An 18,285-nucleotide genomic window follows, 5' to 3' on the forward strand; every position below is an offset into this window, starting at 1 on the left:
TGATCGCCCCTAATCTCTCTCCATTAATAAAGCGATCACCAGATTTTGCTATTCATAATGTGACCATACAGAAACAACTCTGATGGTTTTAGTTTCCTCATTGATTGAGTAAACCAAACGATGTTTGATATTGATTCGTCTTGAGAAATATCCTTTCAAATTGCCTGATAGTTTCTCATAGGGAGGCTCATAAGGATTCTGTTTGAGAATTTCTAGCAAAGATTTGAGGTTAGAGTCCAAATTAGCAGACTTCAATTTTTTGGCATCCTTAATCACATTTCGACTAAATTCAATCTTCCAATCCATTCAAGGCTCCTAAGAAATCATCTTCAGAAACCCAATCATTCGCTTGTTCGGCGGATCTAATTGACTCAACTAGATTAGGAATAGACTGTAGATAGAGAGTTTCCTGTATACTTTCCCAATCAGATTTAGATAGCAATACTGCGTCACCTTGCCGACTCGTAATAAATCTTGGTAAATGGTCTTTGTTGACTTGCTCAACTAAGCTGAAAAAGTTGGCTCGTGCTTCACTCGCATTGAGAATTTTCATTAATAAATCCAAACTCGTACAATTTATCGTACCACTTTTTTCTAAAGCGATCGCCCCTAATCTCAGCCAAAAAGCGATCGCCTAAATACCCACACTTCCACCACGCAAGTGATCGCCCCTCAACAAACCAACAACATCAAACAGCGATCGCCCCTAATCTCATCAAAAAGCGATCGCTTAAATCATCCACACTTCCGTCATACAAGCAATCTCCTCTCAATTAAAAAGAGATCATACTAAGGCGCATAAAATATTCGCATAAATAAGAGCTTAGTACAACCTCAAAACACCTACATATCAAGTCAAATAGCCCAAATGGCTCGAAACCCTTTGATTAATCAGTTATGGTAAAATACTTTAAAACACCTAAAATATTAGTGGAATATGGTAGAAATTAAACTGTCTCTTGAAGGTGAAGATGTTGATGTTGCTGCTGAGAGGCTATTTGAAACCACAGGCTTACAAGGTACTTGGGAAGTCGCAAATACTTCTCAGCCGACAAAGGAAGGAACATTAGCAGTAATAGGTACTGTAGTTGGAATTGTCGGTGGTTTAGTCGCAGTAGCCGAACAAATCAGAAAGTGGTATTTGGAATACAAGAAATCAAAAAAGAAATTTGATGTAGTACTTGTGGCTAAAGATGTTCGAGTTTTTTTAGAGGATGCGACGGTTGAAGATATTTGTGCTGTACTAGAAGAACTGGAGAATTAGAGTGCAGACACTTTACATCAAGTTAGTACCGCTTGAAAAACAGTTTGTAGAACTGCGTTATGCTTTTGGAGAGCCAGCTAAGTATGAAATTCAACGACTTGATGTATCGTCTATAAACAGCTTAATCCAAAAATCAAGAAGCAGCTATTACATGTTAGTGCCTGATTTAAAAGGTATTGGATATCAATTATTCTGTTGGCTAGATGGTAATGGTAGGTGGTTAAGTCGAGCAATTAAAAACTGTAGAGATGAAGGGCTAACTTTAGCAATAGATGTTCGTGAACGTTTAGGGTATTTGCCTTGGGAGACTTTACACGATGGGACGCAATTTCTTGTAGAGCGTGTCAATCCAGTAATCGTTCCAATACGTTGGGTCGATAGACCTCTTCAAGATTTAAACGATATACAACAACGACCTTTGCGACTTTTATTCATGGCAACGTCGCCAGACAATGTCGAACCGTCACTTGATTTTGAACAAGAAGAAGCCCAAATTTTAACCGCAACTAGAGATATTCCTCTCGATTTACGAGTTGAAGAAAGTGGTTGTATTACAGAATTAAGTAAGCTTTGGGGTCGTTATACAGACACAATTGATGTATTTCATTTAACAGGACACGCATCTATTGAAGATGGACAACCCTTCTTTAGAACAGAAACAGAAACTGGAGAATGTCATAATGCTTATGCACCAGAAATTGCCACGGCTTTGCGTTTTCGTAGACCTCAATTAGTTTTTTTATCAGGTTGTAGAACAGGAGAATCGCCGAATAATGGAGCAATATTCTCTTTGTCGGAATCATTAATTGAGCGTGGGGGATGTAGAGCTGTTTTAGGCTGGGGCAGAGCAGTTATAGATGTAACCGCAACAAAAGCTGCCGCACATCTCTACAGTAAGCTTGCTGCTGGATATCAAGTTGCGGAAGCTTTAGCAAGTACTTATCAACATTTAATAAACGCTAAAGTTGAAGATTGGCATCTATTAAGGCTTTATGTTGAGGGGCAATGTCCAAAAGCATTGGTCAAACCATTAGGCGATCAGGTATGGTTGCCAGAAGAACCAATCCATGAGCAGTTTTTGGATTCGCAAGGAATTGTTAGAGTTGCTACTGCTCAAGAATTTGTAGGACGACGGCGAATCATACAACGTAGCTTGAAGGCTTTACGAGTAGCAGATAAGTTAGGGATAATTATTCATGGGTTGGGGGGTATAGGGAAAAGTAGTGTCGCTGCGAGGCTTTTAGAGCGTTTACATGGCTATGATGAAATCTTTATCTATCGTCAATTAGACGAGGATAAACTATTAAGGCAACTTGCAGAACAATGTCTATCTGAGTCTGGACAAGACATACTACAAGGCAAACTTCCACTAACACAAAAGTTAACTAAGTTCCTTCAAGAAGGTTTAAACAAACCAGAGCAAAGGCTAATTTTTGTTGTTGATGACTTTGAAGCAAATTTAGAACTTAGAACAGATGGTATCGCTGTTTTAAAGCCTGATGTTGTAACGGTTTTAATAGCTTTGCTGAAGTCGATCAGCCAGTCTCGCTTGCCACATAGAGTAATTATTACATCTAGATATAATTTTTCAATTTCAGAGTTAGATCAACGATTACACAGAGAGCAGGTAACATCTCTTACAGGTACAGACTTACAAAAGAAATGTAAGCGTCTAATATCTTTTGCTCCAAACTCTGAAGTTGCACATGAGCTACAAATAAAGGCTTTAGATACTTCATCTGGCAATCCTCGCTTATTGGAATGGTTAGACAAATTACTACAAGTGCCACACCTCAATAAAGAGAAAATTTTGGAAGAGGTAGAAAAAAGTAGTACAGAGTTTCGTGAGAGCATTTTGGCTGAAGAATTACTAAATCGACAATCAACTAAATTGCGTCGAATGCTTGGATTTTGTTTAGTTTATAAGTTGCCAGTGCCTGAGTCAGCTATCAAAGTTCTATGTCCAACAACTTTTGATATAGATAGTTATATTTCCATTTCTGTTTCAATTGGATTACTTGAACAAATCCATAGCAAAGAAAGTGTTTTATATTATGTCCCCCGAATTCTAGAGCCAATTCTTACTTTTCCTGAAGATTCAATAGAGCTATATCAAACTGCGGTAGAACATTTAGATAAAATATGGTTTGTCAAAGGTTTTCAGCATGGTTTAGAGATACGCAAAGACTCGCCAGAAATCCTTAAAACTGATATGTTTTTCGAGAATAGCATATCAACAGATAGATTGTTTGAATTATACCGACTTGCAACCGAGGGATTAAGACCAGATGTGTTAGTTAGCGTAAACTGGCTTTTAATTATGCGTTTCAATCAGCAGAGACGCTATAGAGAAGTAATTATGCTATGTAAATTTGTTTGTGACGGTGCATTTGGTCACTTAGGTATTCATCTCGTGTCTCCTAGTATTTTGTACTATATGGCAAAAGCACAAGAACATATAGGTGAAGTAGAAGATGCTTTACAGAAATATAAAGAGGCATTAAATTTATGCTCTGAACAGTGTAAAACTCAAGAAGATTCTGAAGTTCACAGAACTCTTAGAGCTTCAATACTGCATGATTTAGCGGATTTATATGAAAAGCAAGGGAATTATCAAGAGGCTTTCAAACTTTGCGCCCAAGTCATTAAGATTGAAGAGTTTACTGATGATTACGCGAGTAAAGCTAAATCTTTCAATCAGTTGGCTAACATTATGCGAGGGTTAGGCAAAAAAGAAGAAGCACTAAAAATATTTAAAGAAGCATACAAATTTGCTCAAAAATCAGAAGATCAGACGACTCTTTATGCCGTACAAAATAATTTGTCAAATCTTCAATTTGAAATGGGGGAAATAGATGCATGGGATAACTTTTTTGAAGATGTAGTTTCACATGAAGCTATATCTCAGGATATTGAAGTTAAAATTTCTCTCCTAAACAATGCTGCTGCTTTACATCTCAAGAAAGGAGAAATAGAAAATGCCAGAGAAATATTTAATGAATTAAATGATCTGCTACCTAAAATTGATGATACTTGGAAAAAAGCTGCATTTTTGCATAATATAGCCACTTTTCGTTCAGATTGTGGTGATCGAGAAATTGCCTTGAATCTCTACAATCAAGCTTTAGAACTTCATGAGAAAAATGGTGATCAAATCCATCAAGCAATTACACTTCAAGAAATAGGAACCTTATATGATCGCGAAAATAATATTGATAAAGCGTTGAAATTTCTAGAAGAATCATACCAATTATCATTAAAAATCCCAAATGAAGATATTCAAGCTAATGTCTTACTAAGAATCGCAGGTATACTAATCAATCAAGACAGACTTGATAGTGCTGAAGAGAAAATAAATATAGTTTTAGGATTACCCAATACAGTTAAAGTTCCTGAACGGTACGCACTTGCTTTAAGTGATATGGGAAGAATTCAAATAAAGCTGAAAAACTATAATGCGGGAGAAAGTTTTTTAAGACAAGCTTTAGAAAAATGTAGCTTAGTTATAAATGTTATTCTCCGAGCCAGTATTCTCAAGCTTTTAGGACAAGTTTTATCTTTCAAAGGTGAAGTAGATGAGTCTCTTAAGTACTTAACAGAGAGTCTAGATATTTATCGCAAAATCAATTTGATTGAAGATATAGAAGAAGTCCAAGAAATGATTATGGATACTTATTCTCATAAAGCTTTTATAATATACGAGATGGCAGTTACACAGGCTGATCAAGGTAATGGAGAAACAGCAATTGAATTGATTTCACAAGCTCTATACATAGTTGAAAAGTCTAAAGATGAGGAACTTAAAGCATGTATGTTATTGTCATGGGAGAACCTTTTAATAGATAAAGAGGATTTTGAAATAGGTATAAGTAAAGTATCTCAAGCACTTGAAATAGCCGAGGAACAAAATCTATCCAGAAAGCAAGAACTGCAAGATATGGCTTTCGTAGCACAATATGGAAAAGCAAGAGAACTGATTGAATTGTCTCAAGAAAAATGTGAAAACAAAGATTTTGATGCTGCAATTGCTGCCGCACAAAAATGTTTGACCTTAGCAGAATTAACAAAAAATATTAATTGGGCTTCTCAATCTCTATCATGGATTGGACAGATAAAGACTCATCTGGGAGATTATGAAAATGGAATACAATATCTTGAAAGAGCAATTGCTTTAGTTCAAGAAAATTATCTTGATGGAGTTGAAGATTTACAGGAAATAATTTTTAAAGTAAATAACTACGAGGCAGTTCGATTATACGAACAAGCTCTTGCTACTGCCTGTCCAGAAAATGTAGAAGAGGCTATTAAACTCGCTAAAAAAGCATATGAATTTCAATGTAGTGTTAATAATAAAGAAACTCAACCTGCTACTTTATGCTTGCTAGGGCAGCTTTTATTTGCATATAATCAGCCAGAAGAAGGATTAAAGAATTTATACCAAGCATTAGATATCGCTAGAGAACTACAAGATCAAGACATCGTAGATCAGGTTCAGTCAAAGATTACAAACTTCACTGTATAATGATTGCCAAAAAATTCTAATTTAATTGCCTCATAGTAGTTTCAAAATAATTATCATAGGCGATCGCATGAAGTAGCACTCAAGAATTGATAGTAACTCTTTCTAATTTTTCAGCAAGCCAAAACTTTATTATAACGCGAGTTCGGGATAATTTGAAACGGGCATTGGGAGGGGTCAGCAATTCTCATTATGAACGAAGGCTAGTCAAACCGTTGATATAGGGATATTGTAAATAACATGATGATTGATTTAGGGGAAGAGCTTTGAAAGCACAAGGCTCATTCGACAGAATTGTAGAAATTTTCCGACAACAACTAGAATCATTGCCAGACAAGCGGACAGGCAAAAATAGTCGCTATGGCATGGAAGATGCAGCCATGAGTGCATTCAGTGTATTTTTCACTCAAAGTCCATCATTCTTGTCTTACCAGCGGACAATGGAGCAGACAAAAGGGCGAAGCAACGCCCAAAGTTTATTTGGGGTGCATAAAATACCAACGGATAACCATATCCGAGACTTGCTAGACCCAGTGCAACCTAAAGAAATGTTTCCAGTGTTCGAGACAATCTTGGAGACGATAGAGCAAAAGGGGAAACTGCAAGGATTTCGAGGATTCGCCAACAATCTATTAATGGCGCTAGATGGGACAGAGTACTTTAGTTCAAAACAAATACACTGTCACCATTGTTCGAGTAGGAAAATGAAATCAGGAGAAATTCATTATTTTCATAGCGTAGTTACGCCAGTTATCGTCAGTCCACATCAATCGCAAGTGATTCCCCTAGTACCAGAATTTATTGTGCCGCAGGATGGAAATGACAAGCAAGACTGTGAGAATACAGCCGCCAAAAGATGGTTGTTACAACATGGCAGTAAGTACAGTGCATTCAAGGTAACTGTTTTGGGTGATGACCTTTATTCTCGCCAACCCCTCTGCCAAATGCTATTAGAGCAACAGTTCAACTTCATCTTAGTCTGCCGCCCCGAATCTCACCCCACTATCTATGAGCATATAGAAGGGATTGCTTTGCCAACGGTGGTTGTCAATAAGTGGACAGGGAAAGTTCAAGAGACCTATACCTACCAATATGTCAATGGGCTACCTATCAAAGATGGTGACGATGCTTTGCTGGTTAACTGGTGTGAACTAACTGTGACTAGACCTGATGGCAAGGTAGTTTACAAAAACTCTTTTGCCACCAATCACCTGATTACTGAGCAAACAGTGGTGGAAATCGTGCTGGCTGGTCGTACTCGTTGGAAAGTGGAAAATGAGAATAACAATACTCTCAAAACTAAGGGCTACAACCTAGAACACAACTTTGGACATGGCAAGGAGCATCTTGCTTCATTCCTAGCCACCCTCAATATTTTGTCCCTACTATTTCACACGTTATTGGAATTGGTCGATGACAAGTACCAGTTATTGCGCTCTCATTTGCCAACCCGCAAAACCTTTTTTAACGATTTACGCGCCTTGACTCGATATCTTGTTTTTGATAGTTGGGATCATCTTTTGACTTTTATGATTCAAGGTTTGGAGTTAGATCTCCCTCCCAACAGTAGTTAATTTTTCATAATGAGAATTGCTGCTATCAAAGATGGTGACGATGCTTTGCTGGTTAACTGGTGTGAACTAACTGTGACTAGACCTGATGGCAAGGTAGTTTACAAAAACTCTTTTGCCACCAATCACCTGATTACTGAGCAAACAGTGGTGGAAATCGTGCTGGCTGGTCGTACTCGTTGGAAAGTGGAAAATGAGAATAACAATACTCTCAAAACTAAGGGCTACAACCTAGAACACAACTTTGGACATGGCAAGGAGCATCTTGCTTCATTCCTAGCCACCCTCAATATTTTGTCCCTACTATTTCACACGTTATTGGAATTGGTCGATGACAAGTACCAGTTATTGCGCTCTCATTTGCCAACCCGCAAAACCTTTTTTAACGATTTACGCGCCTTGACTCGATATCTTGTTTTTGATAGTTGGGATCATCTTTTGACTTTTATGATTCAAGGTTTGGAGTTAGATCTCCCTCCCAACAGTAGTTAATTTTTCATAATGAGAATTGCTGGGGAGGGGGGGTGCTACACAAACCCTCTCCCAATGCCCAAAAGTAAAAGCCTTGTGTAGTAAGGCTTTTACTTTTGAGATTTTAAAATTTGAAAGCTTAACCCGAACTGACGTTATTATAGATTGACGGTCTACGTCTAACCTTACAGACTCTCTATCAAGGGCAGCAATCATCCACTGGGGTAAATTGATAGAAACAGACTGAGTTTCTAAAGCAGGGCGTTTTAATGTAGATAGATCGAACAAATCTAAAACATCTTCACCATCATCAAACTTTTTATCTAACTCTTCAGCTTTCATATAAATTGGCTAAGCTAGTTGCAATACTTGAGGTGATGGCAAGGGTTTACCCGTTGCTTCGTAGTCTTCGATTAAAAGTTCTAATACCTCCTCTGCATTAGCGATCGCCTCTGCATAAGTATCTCCATGCGTAAAGTATCGCTGCAAGTCATTGGAAAACTCAGGTAATTCCACCAGATAACAGTTGTCTTCATCTGACCAAACAAGATTAACGCGATACTTATATTTCATAATTTAAGCTCTTAGCTTCACTGCGATTAGCAAAACGATTGGGCTTAGCCTTCTGATAATTAAAGCTATATTCAGGCAAAAGCTCATCATCAGAATTTAGTTGATTCTCAAAAGCATTGCTGCTCATAGTTTTCATGCTCTTTTCTAGCGGCTAAACGGGCGCTAATAATCCGAATGAGAAAACAAGGGGCGCAAGCCCCTTGTTTTTTGCTATTTAGCTGCCACCGATGCGAGCGACATCGCGAGAGTTGGCTTCAAAGGCGGCGTTGAGGGCATCATCACCACTCAGACCATCTTCTAAGGCTTCCTTAATCGCTTGCAATACCCGCTTGTAATCCTTGGGCATTACCTTCACAAATTTAGGAACACTCGCATTCCAATCAGCGAGAACCTTCGCCCCCTTAGCGCTTTCTGTATAGTCAACGTGCTGCTGAATCAACTGCTTCAGATCCTTGATTTCTTCGGGATCTTCGAGTTTCTCTAAGCCGACCATAGAAGTATTGCAACGGGTTGCAAAATCGCCCGATTCATCGAGAATGTAGGCAACACCTCCACTCATACCTGCGGCGAAGTTCCGTCCTGTTAAACCGAGAACGACGACTTTTCCGCCAGTCATATATTCGCAACCGTGATCGCCGATGCCTTCGACTACGGTATTTACGCCAGAGTTCCGCACCGCAAAGCGTTCGCCAGCGATACCGCGAATGTAGACTTCGCCACTGGTTGCACCGTAGAGAGCGACGTTACCTGCGATGATATTCTCTTCAGCGACAAAGGTAGAAGATTTGTGGGGATAGAGAATGATCTTACCGCCGCTCAGTCCTTTACCGAGATAGTCATTGGTATCGCCTTCCAGTTCAAGGGTGACACCTGATGGAACAAATGCACCGAAGCTTTGACCAGCCGTGCCTTGGAAATGCAGATGTACGGTGTCATCGGGCAATCCTTCCCAATGGCGCTTGGTGATTTCGTTGCCGAGGATGGTTCCGACAGCGCGATTGATGTTCTTGATGGGAACTGTGGCGTGAACAGGCTCACCATCAACGATCGCCGCTTGACATAAATCTAACAACACCGTCATATCAAGGGACTTATCTAAACCGTGATCCTGTGGAATTTGGGCATAGCGTCCGACATCTTCACCGACTTCGGGCTGATAGAGAATCTTGGAGAAGTCTAAGCCTTTCGCTTTCCAATGTTCCACTGCTTGCTTGGCTTCGAGGACATCAGTGCGACCAACCATTTCATCGAGAGTGCGGAAGCCTAACTGTGCCATCAGTTCACGCACTTCTTGAGAGATGAAGGTCATGAAGTTGACGGTGTGGGCAGGATCGCCTGTGAACTTCTCGCGCAATTGAGGGTCTTGAGTGGCAACTCCGACGGGGCAGGTGTTGAGATGGCAGACGCGCATCATGATACAGCCAAGGGTGACGAGGGGAGCCGTAGCAAAGCCAAACTCTTCAGCACCAAGTAAAGCGGCGATGACAACATCACGACCTGTTTTCATTTGTCCATCGGTTTCCACAACGATGCGGCTGCGGAGGTTGTTGAGAACGAGGGTTTGGTGGGTTTCTGCAAGTCCGAGTTCCCAAGGCAAGCCAGCGTGCTTGATCGAGGTTTGGGGAGATGCGCCAGTGCCGCCATCGTAGCCAGATATCAGCACGACATCAGCATGGGCTTTGGAAACCCCTGCGGCGATCGTGCCGACACCGACTTCCGAAACCAGCTTGACGCTGATGCGGGCGGCGCGATTGGCATTTTTGAGGTCATGAATCAACTCAGCGAGGTCTTCGATGGAGTAGATGTCATGGTGAGGAGGTGGCGAAATTAAGCCCACACCGGGGGTGGAGTGGCGCACTTTGGCAATCCAAGGATAGACTTTCTTTCCAGGAAGTTGCCCGCCTTCCCCCGGTTTTGCGCCTTGTGCCATTTTGATTTGAATCTCTTTGGCTTGGGACAGATAGAGGCTAGTTACACCGAAACGTCCAGAGGCAACCTGTTTGATGGCACTATTTTTGGAATCACCTTGCTCGTTTGTCCATGTGTAGCGATCGGGATCTTCGCCACCTTCGCCTGTGTTGGACTTGCCACCGATGCGATTCATGGCGATCGCTAAAGCTTCATGGGCTTCCTTAGAAATGGAACCGTAGCTCATCGCGCCAGTTTTGAATCGGCGGAGAATGCTTTCAATGGGTTCTACTTCCTCAAGGGGAATCGATTCGCGAGATTTGAAATCGAGCAAACCACGGAGGGTGAAATGCTGTTGATTCTGTTCATTGACAAGGGCAGAGTATTTCTTAAACTGCTCGTAATTGCCTTCACGCACGGCCTTTTGCAAAGCATGGATGGTTTCAGGGCTGAACAAGTGGGCTTCACCTTCCTTGCGCCATTGGTATTCGCCGCCGACATCGAGAGTATTACCACTAGCGGGACGATCGGGGAAAGCATGGGTATGACGCGCGATCGCTTCTTTGGCGATTACTTCCAAATTAGCTCCTTCAATGCGGGAGGCTGTCCAAGTGAAATATTGCTTGATCACCTCTTGATTCAAGCCAACGGCTTCAAAGATTTGAGCGCCGCGATAGCTTTGGATCGTGGAAATACCAATTTTAGAAGCGACTTTTGTTACTCCCTTAGTTGCCGACTTGATGTAGTTCTTGACCGCAGTTTTGTAATCGACATTTACGAGCAAGCCTTGCTTGATCATGTCGTTGATACTTTCAAAGGCGAGGTAAGGATTGATTGCGCCGCAACCGTAGCCAATTAAGAGGGCGAAGTGATGCACTTCTCTAGGTTCACCAGATTCGAGGACTAAGCCGACTCTGGTTCTTGTGCCTGTGCGGATGAGATGGTGATGTAACCCTGATACCGCCAATAATGCTGGAATTGGCGCATGGTCAGGATTTACACCCCGATCGCTTAAAATCAAAATATTCACACCATCAGCGATCGCTTGATCAGCCTTAGCACAAATTTCGGCGATAGTTGACTCTAATCCAGATACACCAGATTTAGGATCGAACAAAGTCGAAAGAGTGACGGATTTAAAATCACCTTCGTTAATATGCTTCAACTTCGCCAGTTCCCCATCGCTGAGAATGGGAGTTTTTAACTCAATCAAGTGACAGCTTTCTGGTTCAGGTTTTAATAAATTCCGTTCTGCACCAATTGTCGTCTCTGCGGAAGTAATAATCTCTTCACGAATGGAGTCAATTGGTGGATTGGTTACCTGTGCAAATAACTGTTGAAAATAATCGTAGAGAAGTTTAGAACGATTGGAAAGAACTGCTAAAGGAGCATCATTTCCCATCGCACCCACAGCTTCCACGCCATCACGCGCCATTGGGGTTAACAGCAAGCGCAAATCTTCAAAGGAATAACCGAAAGCCATTTGACGCTGTGTGAGGGGAATCGCTTCTGGTTCGGAGACTTCTGCATCCTTGAGACTGGCGATTTCCACCATATGCTGATTAATCCACTCACGGTAGGGATGCTCAGTTGCAATTTGATGCTTGATCTCTTCATCAGCAACAATCCGACCTTCCTGCATATTCACCAAAAACATCCGTCCAGGTTGCAAGCGCCCCTTGGATTCGATGCGTTCAGGTTCAATTTGTAATACCCCTGCTTCCGAGGCGAAGATAACTAGATCATCCTTGGTGACGTAGTAGCGCGAAGGACGTAAACCATTACGATCCAAGACTGCGCCGATCATTGTGCCATCGGTGAAGGCGATCGAAGCAGGACCATCCCAAGGTTCCATCAAACAGGAATGATATTCATAAAATGCCTTCTTCTCATCACTCATGGACTCATGGGCAGTCCAAGGCTCAGGAATCATCATCATCACAGCGTGAGGCAGTGATCGCCCTGCCAAAGTCAGTAATTCCAAAGCATTATCAAAAATTGTGGAGTCACTACCATCAACATTAATGACAGGCTTGATCTTCGCAATGTCATCACCAAACAGATCTGACTCAAACATCGATTGACGAGCAATCATCCAGTTAATATTGCCGCGCAATGTGTTGATTTCACCATTGTGGGCAATGTAGCGATAAGGGTGCGATCGCTCCCAACTGGGGAAAGTATTGGTGCTAAAGCGGGAGTGAACTAAAGCCAGAGCGCTCTCTATATCGGGATCATGCAAATCATGGGCGTAATACTGCCCAACTTGCGCCGTCATCAACATCCCCTTATAGACAATCGTGCGACAGGAAAGGCTAGCTGGATACCAATAGGGATCGATATTTGCTGCGCGAATTGCTGTATGAGCAAGCTTACGCAGCACAAATAATTTGCGATCAAATGCGAGATCATCTACAAGATCAGACGATCGCTGAATGAATACCTGTTGCATGAATGGCTCACTGGACTGAGCTGTTGCTCCCAAAGACGAATTATCGGTGGGTACATCGCGCCAACCGAGAACCTTTAAACCTTCTGCTTCTACCAACTTCTCGAAGGTTTTTCTTCCATTTTGCCTTGCTTCAAGATTGGGAGAAGCATAAACCATCCCTACGCCATATTGTCCTGCCTCAGGCAAGATAATATTTGCGGTGGCTGCCACTTTTGCTAGAAATTTATGGGGAAGCTGTAACAAAATCCCCGCACCATCACCTGTATTCGTCTCACAGCCACAAGCACCACGGTGTTCCAAGTTTTCCAGAATTGTTAGCCCCTGCTCAACGATCGCATGGGACTTTTGCCCTGACTTATGTACGATAAAGCCAACTCCACAAGCATCATGTTCAAACTGTGGATCGTACAAACCTTGTTTTACTGGGAGTGCGTTGCTATTCATCATGGACTACAAAGGGTGTGGTATCTAAAAGGATTATGTAAGCTGGGACGTAATTAAAAGGTTACGCGGGCTACATTAGGATTGTACTCATAAATCTATATCTTAGGTAAGATGTCTTCAAAAAATGATATACCTGTAGCCAGAACATAAACCTCAATAGAGAGTTACACTGCAACTCTCTATTGAGGTTTATGTCCCAATCTAGCTAACTACAGCTATACCCCTTCAATTGGTATAAGATATTAGCAAGAAGTACTGATTTGGGGCGCAAATCCTATCTATGCCTGAGAAAGAACAAATGAGCCTGTTCGATTTGACTCCATCGGAAGTTCCGATCACAGAACTCCCTAAGGCTGATGGTGTCGCTGAGGCTCTACCAACCAAAACTGCGCGTTCTTCTAAAAATATTGCTACTGCTGCCATTGCTGCTGTACCTGTAAATGAGCAATTTGCTAGCCTCGATGATCTAAAAGTAGCCGCCTGTAACTGTCAGAAATGCCCCCTTGCCCCAACTCGTACTAATGTGGTCGTCGAAAGAGGCGATCGCAATGCCAAAATCTTGATCATTGGTGAAGCCCCAGGAGAACAAGAAGATTTATCAGGGCTACCCTTTGTTGGCAAGTCAGGACAGCTTTTAGACAAAATTTTAGAATCCGTAGGTTTTGACACCAGCAAAGATGTCTATGTTTGCAACACCGTCAAATGTCGCCCTCCTAATAATCGTGTCCCCACCGAAGTCGAAACAACTACCTGCAAACCCTATTTATTAGAACAAATTCGCCTCGTCGATCCCAAAATCATTTTGCTCACAGGTGCAACCTCTCTGAAATCAATCCTTGGTGAAAAATTAGGCATTACCAAAGTTCGCGGTAAATGGTATGAGTGGGAAGGTCGCCTAGTAATGCCCATATTTCACCCCTCCTATTTATTACGCAACCAAAGTCGTGAGCAGGGCAGTCCCAAGTGGCTAACATGGCAAGATATAAAAGCAATTAAAGCCAAATATTTAGAAATAATAGGTACAAACCCAGTTGATGATGAGGAATTTTAGTGAGTAATGTAAGAGCTGATTTAGCGGAGATGGTGGATGTGGCGCTGTGGGAATGGTTATCTCCCCATGCCGCTAGAGCAAGGGTAATTTTAGTTGGGGCAAATCTGGATCTCGTCGATGTGGGTGTTGCGTTAACTGAGGACAATACGCAGTTAGTCCAGTCATGGATCGAGGATGGCTGGTTGCGTCATCCTACTGCCGAGGAGCTAAGTGCTTGGAATGCAAACAAGGAAAAAGAATTTACGAGTCTTGTCATTCCACCATTTGTATTAGCCAAGCTTAATTTCTAACGTCAGTTCGGGTTAAGCTGGCAAATTTTAAAAATTCAAAAGTAAAAGCCTTGCGTAGCAAGGCTTTTACTTTTGGGCTTTGAGAGAGGCTTTGCTACGCAAAGCCTCTCTCAAAGCCCGTTTCAAATTATCCCGAACTCGCGTTAATTTCTAGTAAAACGGGCTTCTTTTCATCCCTTTTTACTGTGAATAAAAAAGGAGACCAGTTATTAACTGGTCTCCTTTTTTATTCACAGTAACCAAAGAAAAAAGCCTAGGTTACTTTCCCTGTTTCGTTCCTAGGCTTTTTTCTTTGTTCGCTCCTCACACCTCTATACTATACATCCCTTGCCTAGAAATGTCTACTAGATCTTTGTAAAAAACTAGATATTTTCATACGCCTTTTGGCTGATATTTTAGTTTTGCAGCGATCGCTACCCATCTAGAGGAGGCGAAAAGTCTTGATGTAATTAGCGATCGCTACTCAAACAACCCCATCACAAGATGATCTCGTATAGTTAATATCGAGCTTAAAATAATTTGCTAATCCCATCCAACTTCAAATTATGACAATTTTCAACAGTTCACAAGTACCGATCGCGATGACGATCGCTGGTTCGGATAGTGGTGGGGGTGCAGGGATACAGGCAGACCTACGCACCTTTGCCTTTCATTGCGTGCATGGGGCGAGTGTACTCACTTGCATCACTGCCCAAAATACACAGGGTGTAACGCGAGTGGATGCCATGTCACCCGAAGCCGTAACAGCGCAATTTGAAGCGGTGATGATTGATATGCGAGTGGGGGCAATCAAAACGGGGATGCTGCTCAATCAAGAGATTATTAAAACCGTTGCCAAGAAACTAGTTGCCTTTGGCTGTGGAAATGTGGTGGTCGATCCAGTGATGGTGTCACGGGCGGGAGCACAATTATTAGATGATGATGCGGTGAAAACGATCCGTGAGCAGTTAATTCCCCTTGCGGCGATCACTACACCTAATCGCTATGAAGCCCAAATTCTCGCAGACATGGAAATTCATACTCTGGAGGATATGCAAACAGCGGCTCAGAAAATTTATAAATTAGGGGCGCGATCGGTTCTCGTCAAGGGTGGTGGCTTCACCAACGAACTGAAGGGTATTGATGTGTGGTTTGATGGCGATCGCCTAGAGGTCTTACAGACAGAAGTAATTGATACGCCGCATACTCATGGGACTGGCTGTACTTTGTCCGCCGCGATCGCGGCAAATTTGGCTTTGGGAAAACCACACTTTCAAGCAGTTCAAGATGCAAAGAACTATGTTACTGAAGCTTTGAAATATTCTTTAGCGATCGGGCAGGGACAGGGGCCAGTTGGACATTTCTATCCGTTACTTAATCGTGGGTAGTACGAGGCATCAACCATGATTAAGGGACTTGCTATTAATTTAAAGTACATGTGGCTTCGACTCCGCTCAGCCAACGTTAGCTGAGCGAAGTCGAAGCTAGATAACTTTGGTGGGACATTTTTTATCCGCAAGAGCCTAAGTTCGATAGGTCATGCTGATATTAAAACTGATACATAGCCGATCTTCATCGCTGAGATTAGCTTCTACTCCATGATTTAGCCAACTTGGGAAAATAATCATCGTACCTTCCGTTGCCTTATAAGTAATCTTTTGGATTGTCCAAGGAGTTAGTTCAGTAATATTTGGCATAAATATATGTGCCACATCACGCGGATCGCGAAAGAAAATCCCGCCACAGTTTTCCGCAGCCTTCACGTAATAGACTCCACTCAATACGGAGTTAGGATGGTTATGAACGAAATTGGACGCGAACTTGGGATTGATAATTGCCCAGCAGTTAGTGACAATCATCGTGAATCTTGTTAAGTCAAAGCCAACCTCTGTCCCCGCTTCTATTCCATTGGTGACAGCAATTTTAATAACCTCTTGAAATGCTGGATGTTGATTGAGATAGTCTTTGCTATGCCATCCTAGAGAGTTTGACCAGTTAACACCTTGGCTATCTTTCTCCCTTTCCGCATAAATTGCTGGAAGTAACTTTTGATTTAGCTCTTCGTGATTTGGTACTTCAAAGTGCCAAATCGGTGTAGGAAACCAGTCATCGCGTTTTACAGTCATTATTTACCAATTTTAGCTTGAACTTATATATAGTAGGGGATTCGGCTAATAGCTTGAAATATTCTTAACTTCTATAGAATCGCTAGTAAAGTGACATCAATTTGTAATAATTAGAACAAAGTTTTACCGAGAATGATTAAGCTCTGCTCCACACCATCTAATTCCGCAATTTGCGGTAAAAAGCCCCATTCCTCAAAGCCAAAGTAGTTAAATAAACGACAACTGGCGGAATTATGAGCAAAGACAAAGCCTACGAGTTTAGAGATATTTAGCTTGGGGCAGTTGGCGATCGCATGATCTAGCAACTTCTTCCCAATTCCTTTGCCTTGATAGTTAGGATCTATATAAATACTAACTTCGGCGGTCTTGTGATAAGCAGGACGACCATAAAACATTTGTAAGCTTAGCCAGCCAATGATTTGTTCATTTTGATCGCTTTGAATATCGTGGCTACCAATAGTCATTACCCAGACGGGATAGCGATCGCCATGCGATCGGAACCAAGCACGGCGACTCTCAACAGAAATTGGTTCAAGGTCAGCAGTCGCAAGACGGGTGGGGATTGCCGCATTATAAATCTCAATAATTGCTGGTAAATCCGCCTCTACAGCTAACCGAATTTGCATAGTTCCTACTCCTAACTTGCTTGTTAACTATTACAGCACTTCGCTATTAGCCAAGCCAATATATTTGAGAGTAATGCAAAGCATTACTCTCAAATATATTGGCAATTTGGGTGATGACATGCTGTGCTATGCGCGGCATATCATCACCCAAATTGCTATATGATTAGAGCAATACTCATCTGCGCGTTATGGAATTATTTGCTGGGTTACTCACGACAGTTCTAGGTATAGCAGGCGCACCTGGGATCGCAATCGACAAAATCGCGACGGATTTTTTGCGTGGGCAGATTGTGCGGGCAGATGTGTTAGAGGTGCGCGTTGATAATGCCCCCAATTATCAGATTTTGCTAGGTAATGTCGATCGCATTCGGGTTGCAGGTCGAGGAGTATACGTTTTAGAATTTCTCCGCATTGATGAGATTGATTTAGAAACTGACCCCATTAGTATCGATCCGAATGTATTGCAGTCTGGGAAAATTGTCTTACGCCGCCCATTACAAGCAGCCGTGCGCGTAGTATTGCGCTCCGAAGATATCAATACTGCTCTGCGATCACCAACGATCCAATCTTCTTTTAAAAACCTCAGCATTGATATTACAGGGACGAATAAAGGTAAATCCGAAATTCTCGATCTTGTTAATCCAGAGGTAACTTTTTTAGAAGGCGATCGCATTCGGCTGGCAGCAACCTTGCAATCACAACCGACAATTGCAAAACCGAAGCCAACTCCTCTAAATGTGTCTGTTAATGCCGAACTCAAAACCATTGGCGGTACAAGATTGCAAATCATTAATCCGCGAATTGAATTAGAAGGAACACCAGTTCCTGAAAAGATTGCTAATGCCTTTGCTCAGGGCTTAAATAAGGTGTTAGATCTAAGGCAATTGGAAAGTAAGGGTATCACTGCTAGAGTTCTGAAACTAGAATTTACGGAAGGAAAGATGCAGGTGATTGGCTTTGCCAAAATGGATTCTATTCCTAATCAATAAATCCCATCAAAAAATAGCTCAG

15 protein-coding genes and 1 pseudogene are annotated in these 18,285 nt (G+C 41.9%); 8 read left to right on the plus strand and 8 right to left on the minus strand.

Features of this window, described 5'->3' with window-relative positions; genetic code table 11:
- Positions 1–48 precede the first annotated feature (48 nt).
- Together HC246_RS11255 and HC246_RS11260 are read right to left on the minus strand one after the other, a co-directional pair.
- Positions 49–306 (minus strand): Txe/YoeB family addiction module toxin, encoded by a 258-nt coding sequence (locus HC246_RS11255; protein ID WP_169363467.1) that lies wholly within the window; start codon positions 304–306, stop codon positions 49–51.
- Complete coding sequence (locus HC246_RS11260) at positions 290–553, minus strand: type II toxin-antitoxin system Phd/YefM family antitoxin (RefSeq protein ID WP_169363468.1); 264 nt, start codon at positions 551–553, stop codon at positions 290–292. Before HC246_RS11260 ends, HC246_RS11255 begins: the two co-directional genes overlap by 17 nt.
- 384 nt (positions 554–937) lie before the next feature.
- On the opposite strand from HC246_RS11260, the gene HC246_RS11265 reads away from it, so the two are divergent.
- The 4 genes and pseudogenes from HC246_RS11265 to HC246_RS11280 all read left to right on the plus strand — a co-directional run.
- A complete protein-coding gene (locus HC246_RS11265) occupies positions 938–1,264 on the plus strand; it encodes a hypothetical protein (protein ID WP_169363469.1) in 327 nt (108 codons plus the stop codon).
- 1 nt (position 1,265) lies between these two features.
- The gene (locus HC246_RS11270) at positions 1,266–5,786 is read left to right on the plus strand and encodes a tetratricopeptide repeat protein (protein ID WP_169363470.1); all 4,521 of its coding nucleotides are present in this window, start codon (positions 1,266–1,268) and stop codon (positions 5,784–5,786) included.
- Between the two features lie 290 nt (positions 5,787–6,076).
- Positions 6,077–7,357, plus strand: a complete 1,281-nt coding sequence (locus HC246_RS11275; RefSeq protein WP_169364411.1) for an ISNCY family transposase — start codon at positions 6,077–6,079, stop codon at positions 7,355–7,357.
- 24 nt (positions 7,358–7,381) lie between these two features.
- Positions 7,382–7,846: pseudogene (locus HC246_RS11280) on the plus strand (ISNCY family transposase); the annotation flags it as partial.
- Here HC246_RS11280 and brnA read toward each other — a convergent pair.
- The 4 genes from brnA to gltB form a co-directional block, all read right to left on the minus strand.
- Complete coding sequence (gene brnA, locus HC246_RS26370; RefSeq protein ID WP_211167686.1) at positions 7,820–8,167, minus strand: type II toxin-antitoxin system BrnA family antitoxin; 348 nt, start codon at positions 8,165–8,167, stop codon at positions 7,820–7,822. The pseudogene HC246_RS11280 and the gene brnA overlap by 27 nt on opposite strands.
- Positions 8,168–8,176: 9 nt before the next feature.
- Positions 8,177–8,398, minus strand: a complete 222-nt coding sequence (locus HC246_RS11290; protein ID WP_169363471.1) for a type II toxin-antitoxin system HicB family antitoxin — start codon at positions 8,396–8,398, stop codon at positions 8,177–8,179.
- Positions 8,388–8,525, minus strand: coding sequence for a hypothetical protein (locus HC246_RS11295; protein WP_169363472.1), 138 nt, complete (start codon positions 8,523–8,525; stop codon positions 8,388–8,390). The genes HC246_RS11290 and HC246_RS11295 overlap by 11 nt, the downstream gene beginning before the upstream one ends.
- Before the next feature lie 87 nt (positions 8,526–8,612).
- On the minus strand, positions 8,613–13,202 hold the full coding sequence (gltB, locus tag HC246_RS11300; protein ID WP_169364565.1) for a glutamate synthase large subunit: 4,590 nt from the start codon (positions 13,200–13,202) through the stop codon (positions 8,613–8,615).
- Positions 13,203–13,482: 280 nt separating this feature from the next.
- Between gltB and HC246_RS11305 the strand changes: the two genes are divergently transcribed.
- The 3 genes from HC246_RS11305 (at position 13,483) to thiD (ending at position 15,910) form a co-directional block, all read left to right on the plus strand.
- On the plus strand, positions 13,483–14,253 hold the full coding sequence (locus HC246_RS11305) for a uracil-DNA glycosylase (protein WP_169363473.1): 771 nt from the start codon (positions 13,483–13,485) through the stop codon (positions 14,251–14,253).
- Positions 14,253–14,543 (plus strand): DUF2288 domain-containing protein, encoded by a 291-nt coding sequence (locus HC246_RS11310; protein WP_169363474.1) that lies wholly within the window; start codon positions 14,253–14,255, stop codon positions 14,541–14,543. Before HC246_RS11305 ends, HC246_RS11310 begins: the two co-directional genes overlap by 1 nt.
- A 545-nt stretch (positions 14,544–15,088) precedes the next feature.
- Entirely contained in the window at positions 15,089–15,910 is an 822-nt protein-coding gene (gene thiD, locus HC246_RS11315; protein ID WP_211167687.1) for a bifunctional hydroxymethylpyrimidine kinase/phosphomethylpyrimidine kinase, read from the plus strand.
- A 135-nt stretch (positions 15,911–16,045) separates the two neighbouring features.
- Here thiD and HC246_RS11320 read toward each other — a convergent pair whose 3' ends face one another.
- Positions 16,046–16,648, minus strand: a complete 603-nt coding sequence (locus tag HC246_RS11320; RefSeq protein WP_169363475.1) for a TIGR02466 family protein — start codon at positions 16,646–16,648, stop codon at positions 16,046–16,048.
- A 110-nt stretch (positions 16,649–16,758) separates the two neighbouring features.
- A complete protein-coding gene (locus HC246_RS11325) occupies positions 16,759–17,274 on the minus strand; it encodes a GNAT family N-acetyltransferase (RefSeq protein WP_169363476.1) in 516 nt (171 codons plus the stop codon).
- 188 nt (positions 17,275–17,462) lie between these two features.
- Here HC246_RS11325 and HC246_RS11330 point away from each other — a divergent pair, with 188 nt between their 5' ends.
- Entirely contained in the window at positions 17,463–18,263 is an 801-nt protein-coding gene (locus HC246_RS11330) for an LmeA family phospholipid-binding protein (RefSeq protein WP_169363477.1), read from the plus strand.
- Positions 18,264–18,285: the final 22 nt, after the last annotated feature.

It is taken from the genome of Pseudanabaena yagii GIHE-NHR1 (assembly GCF_012863495.1).
GTDB lineage: Bacteria > Cyanobacteriota > Cyanobacteriia > Pseudanabaenales > Pseudanabaenaceae > Pseudanabaena > Pseudanabaena yagii.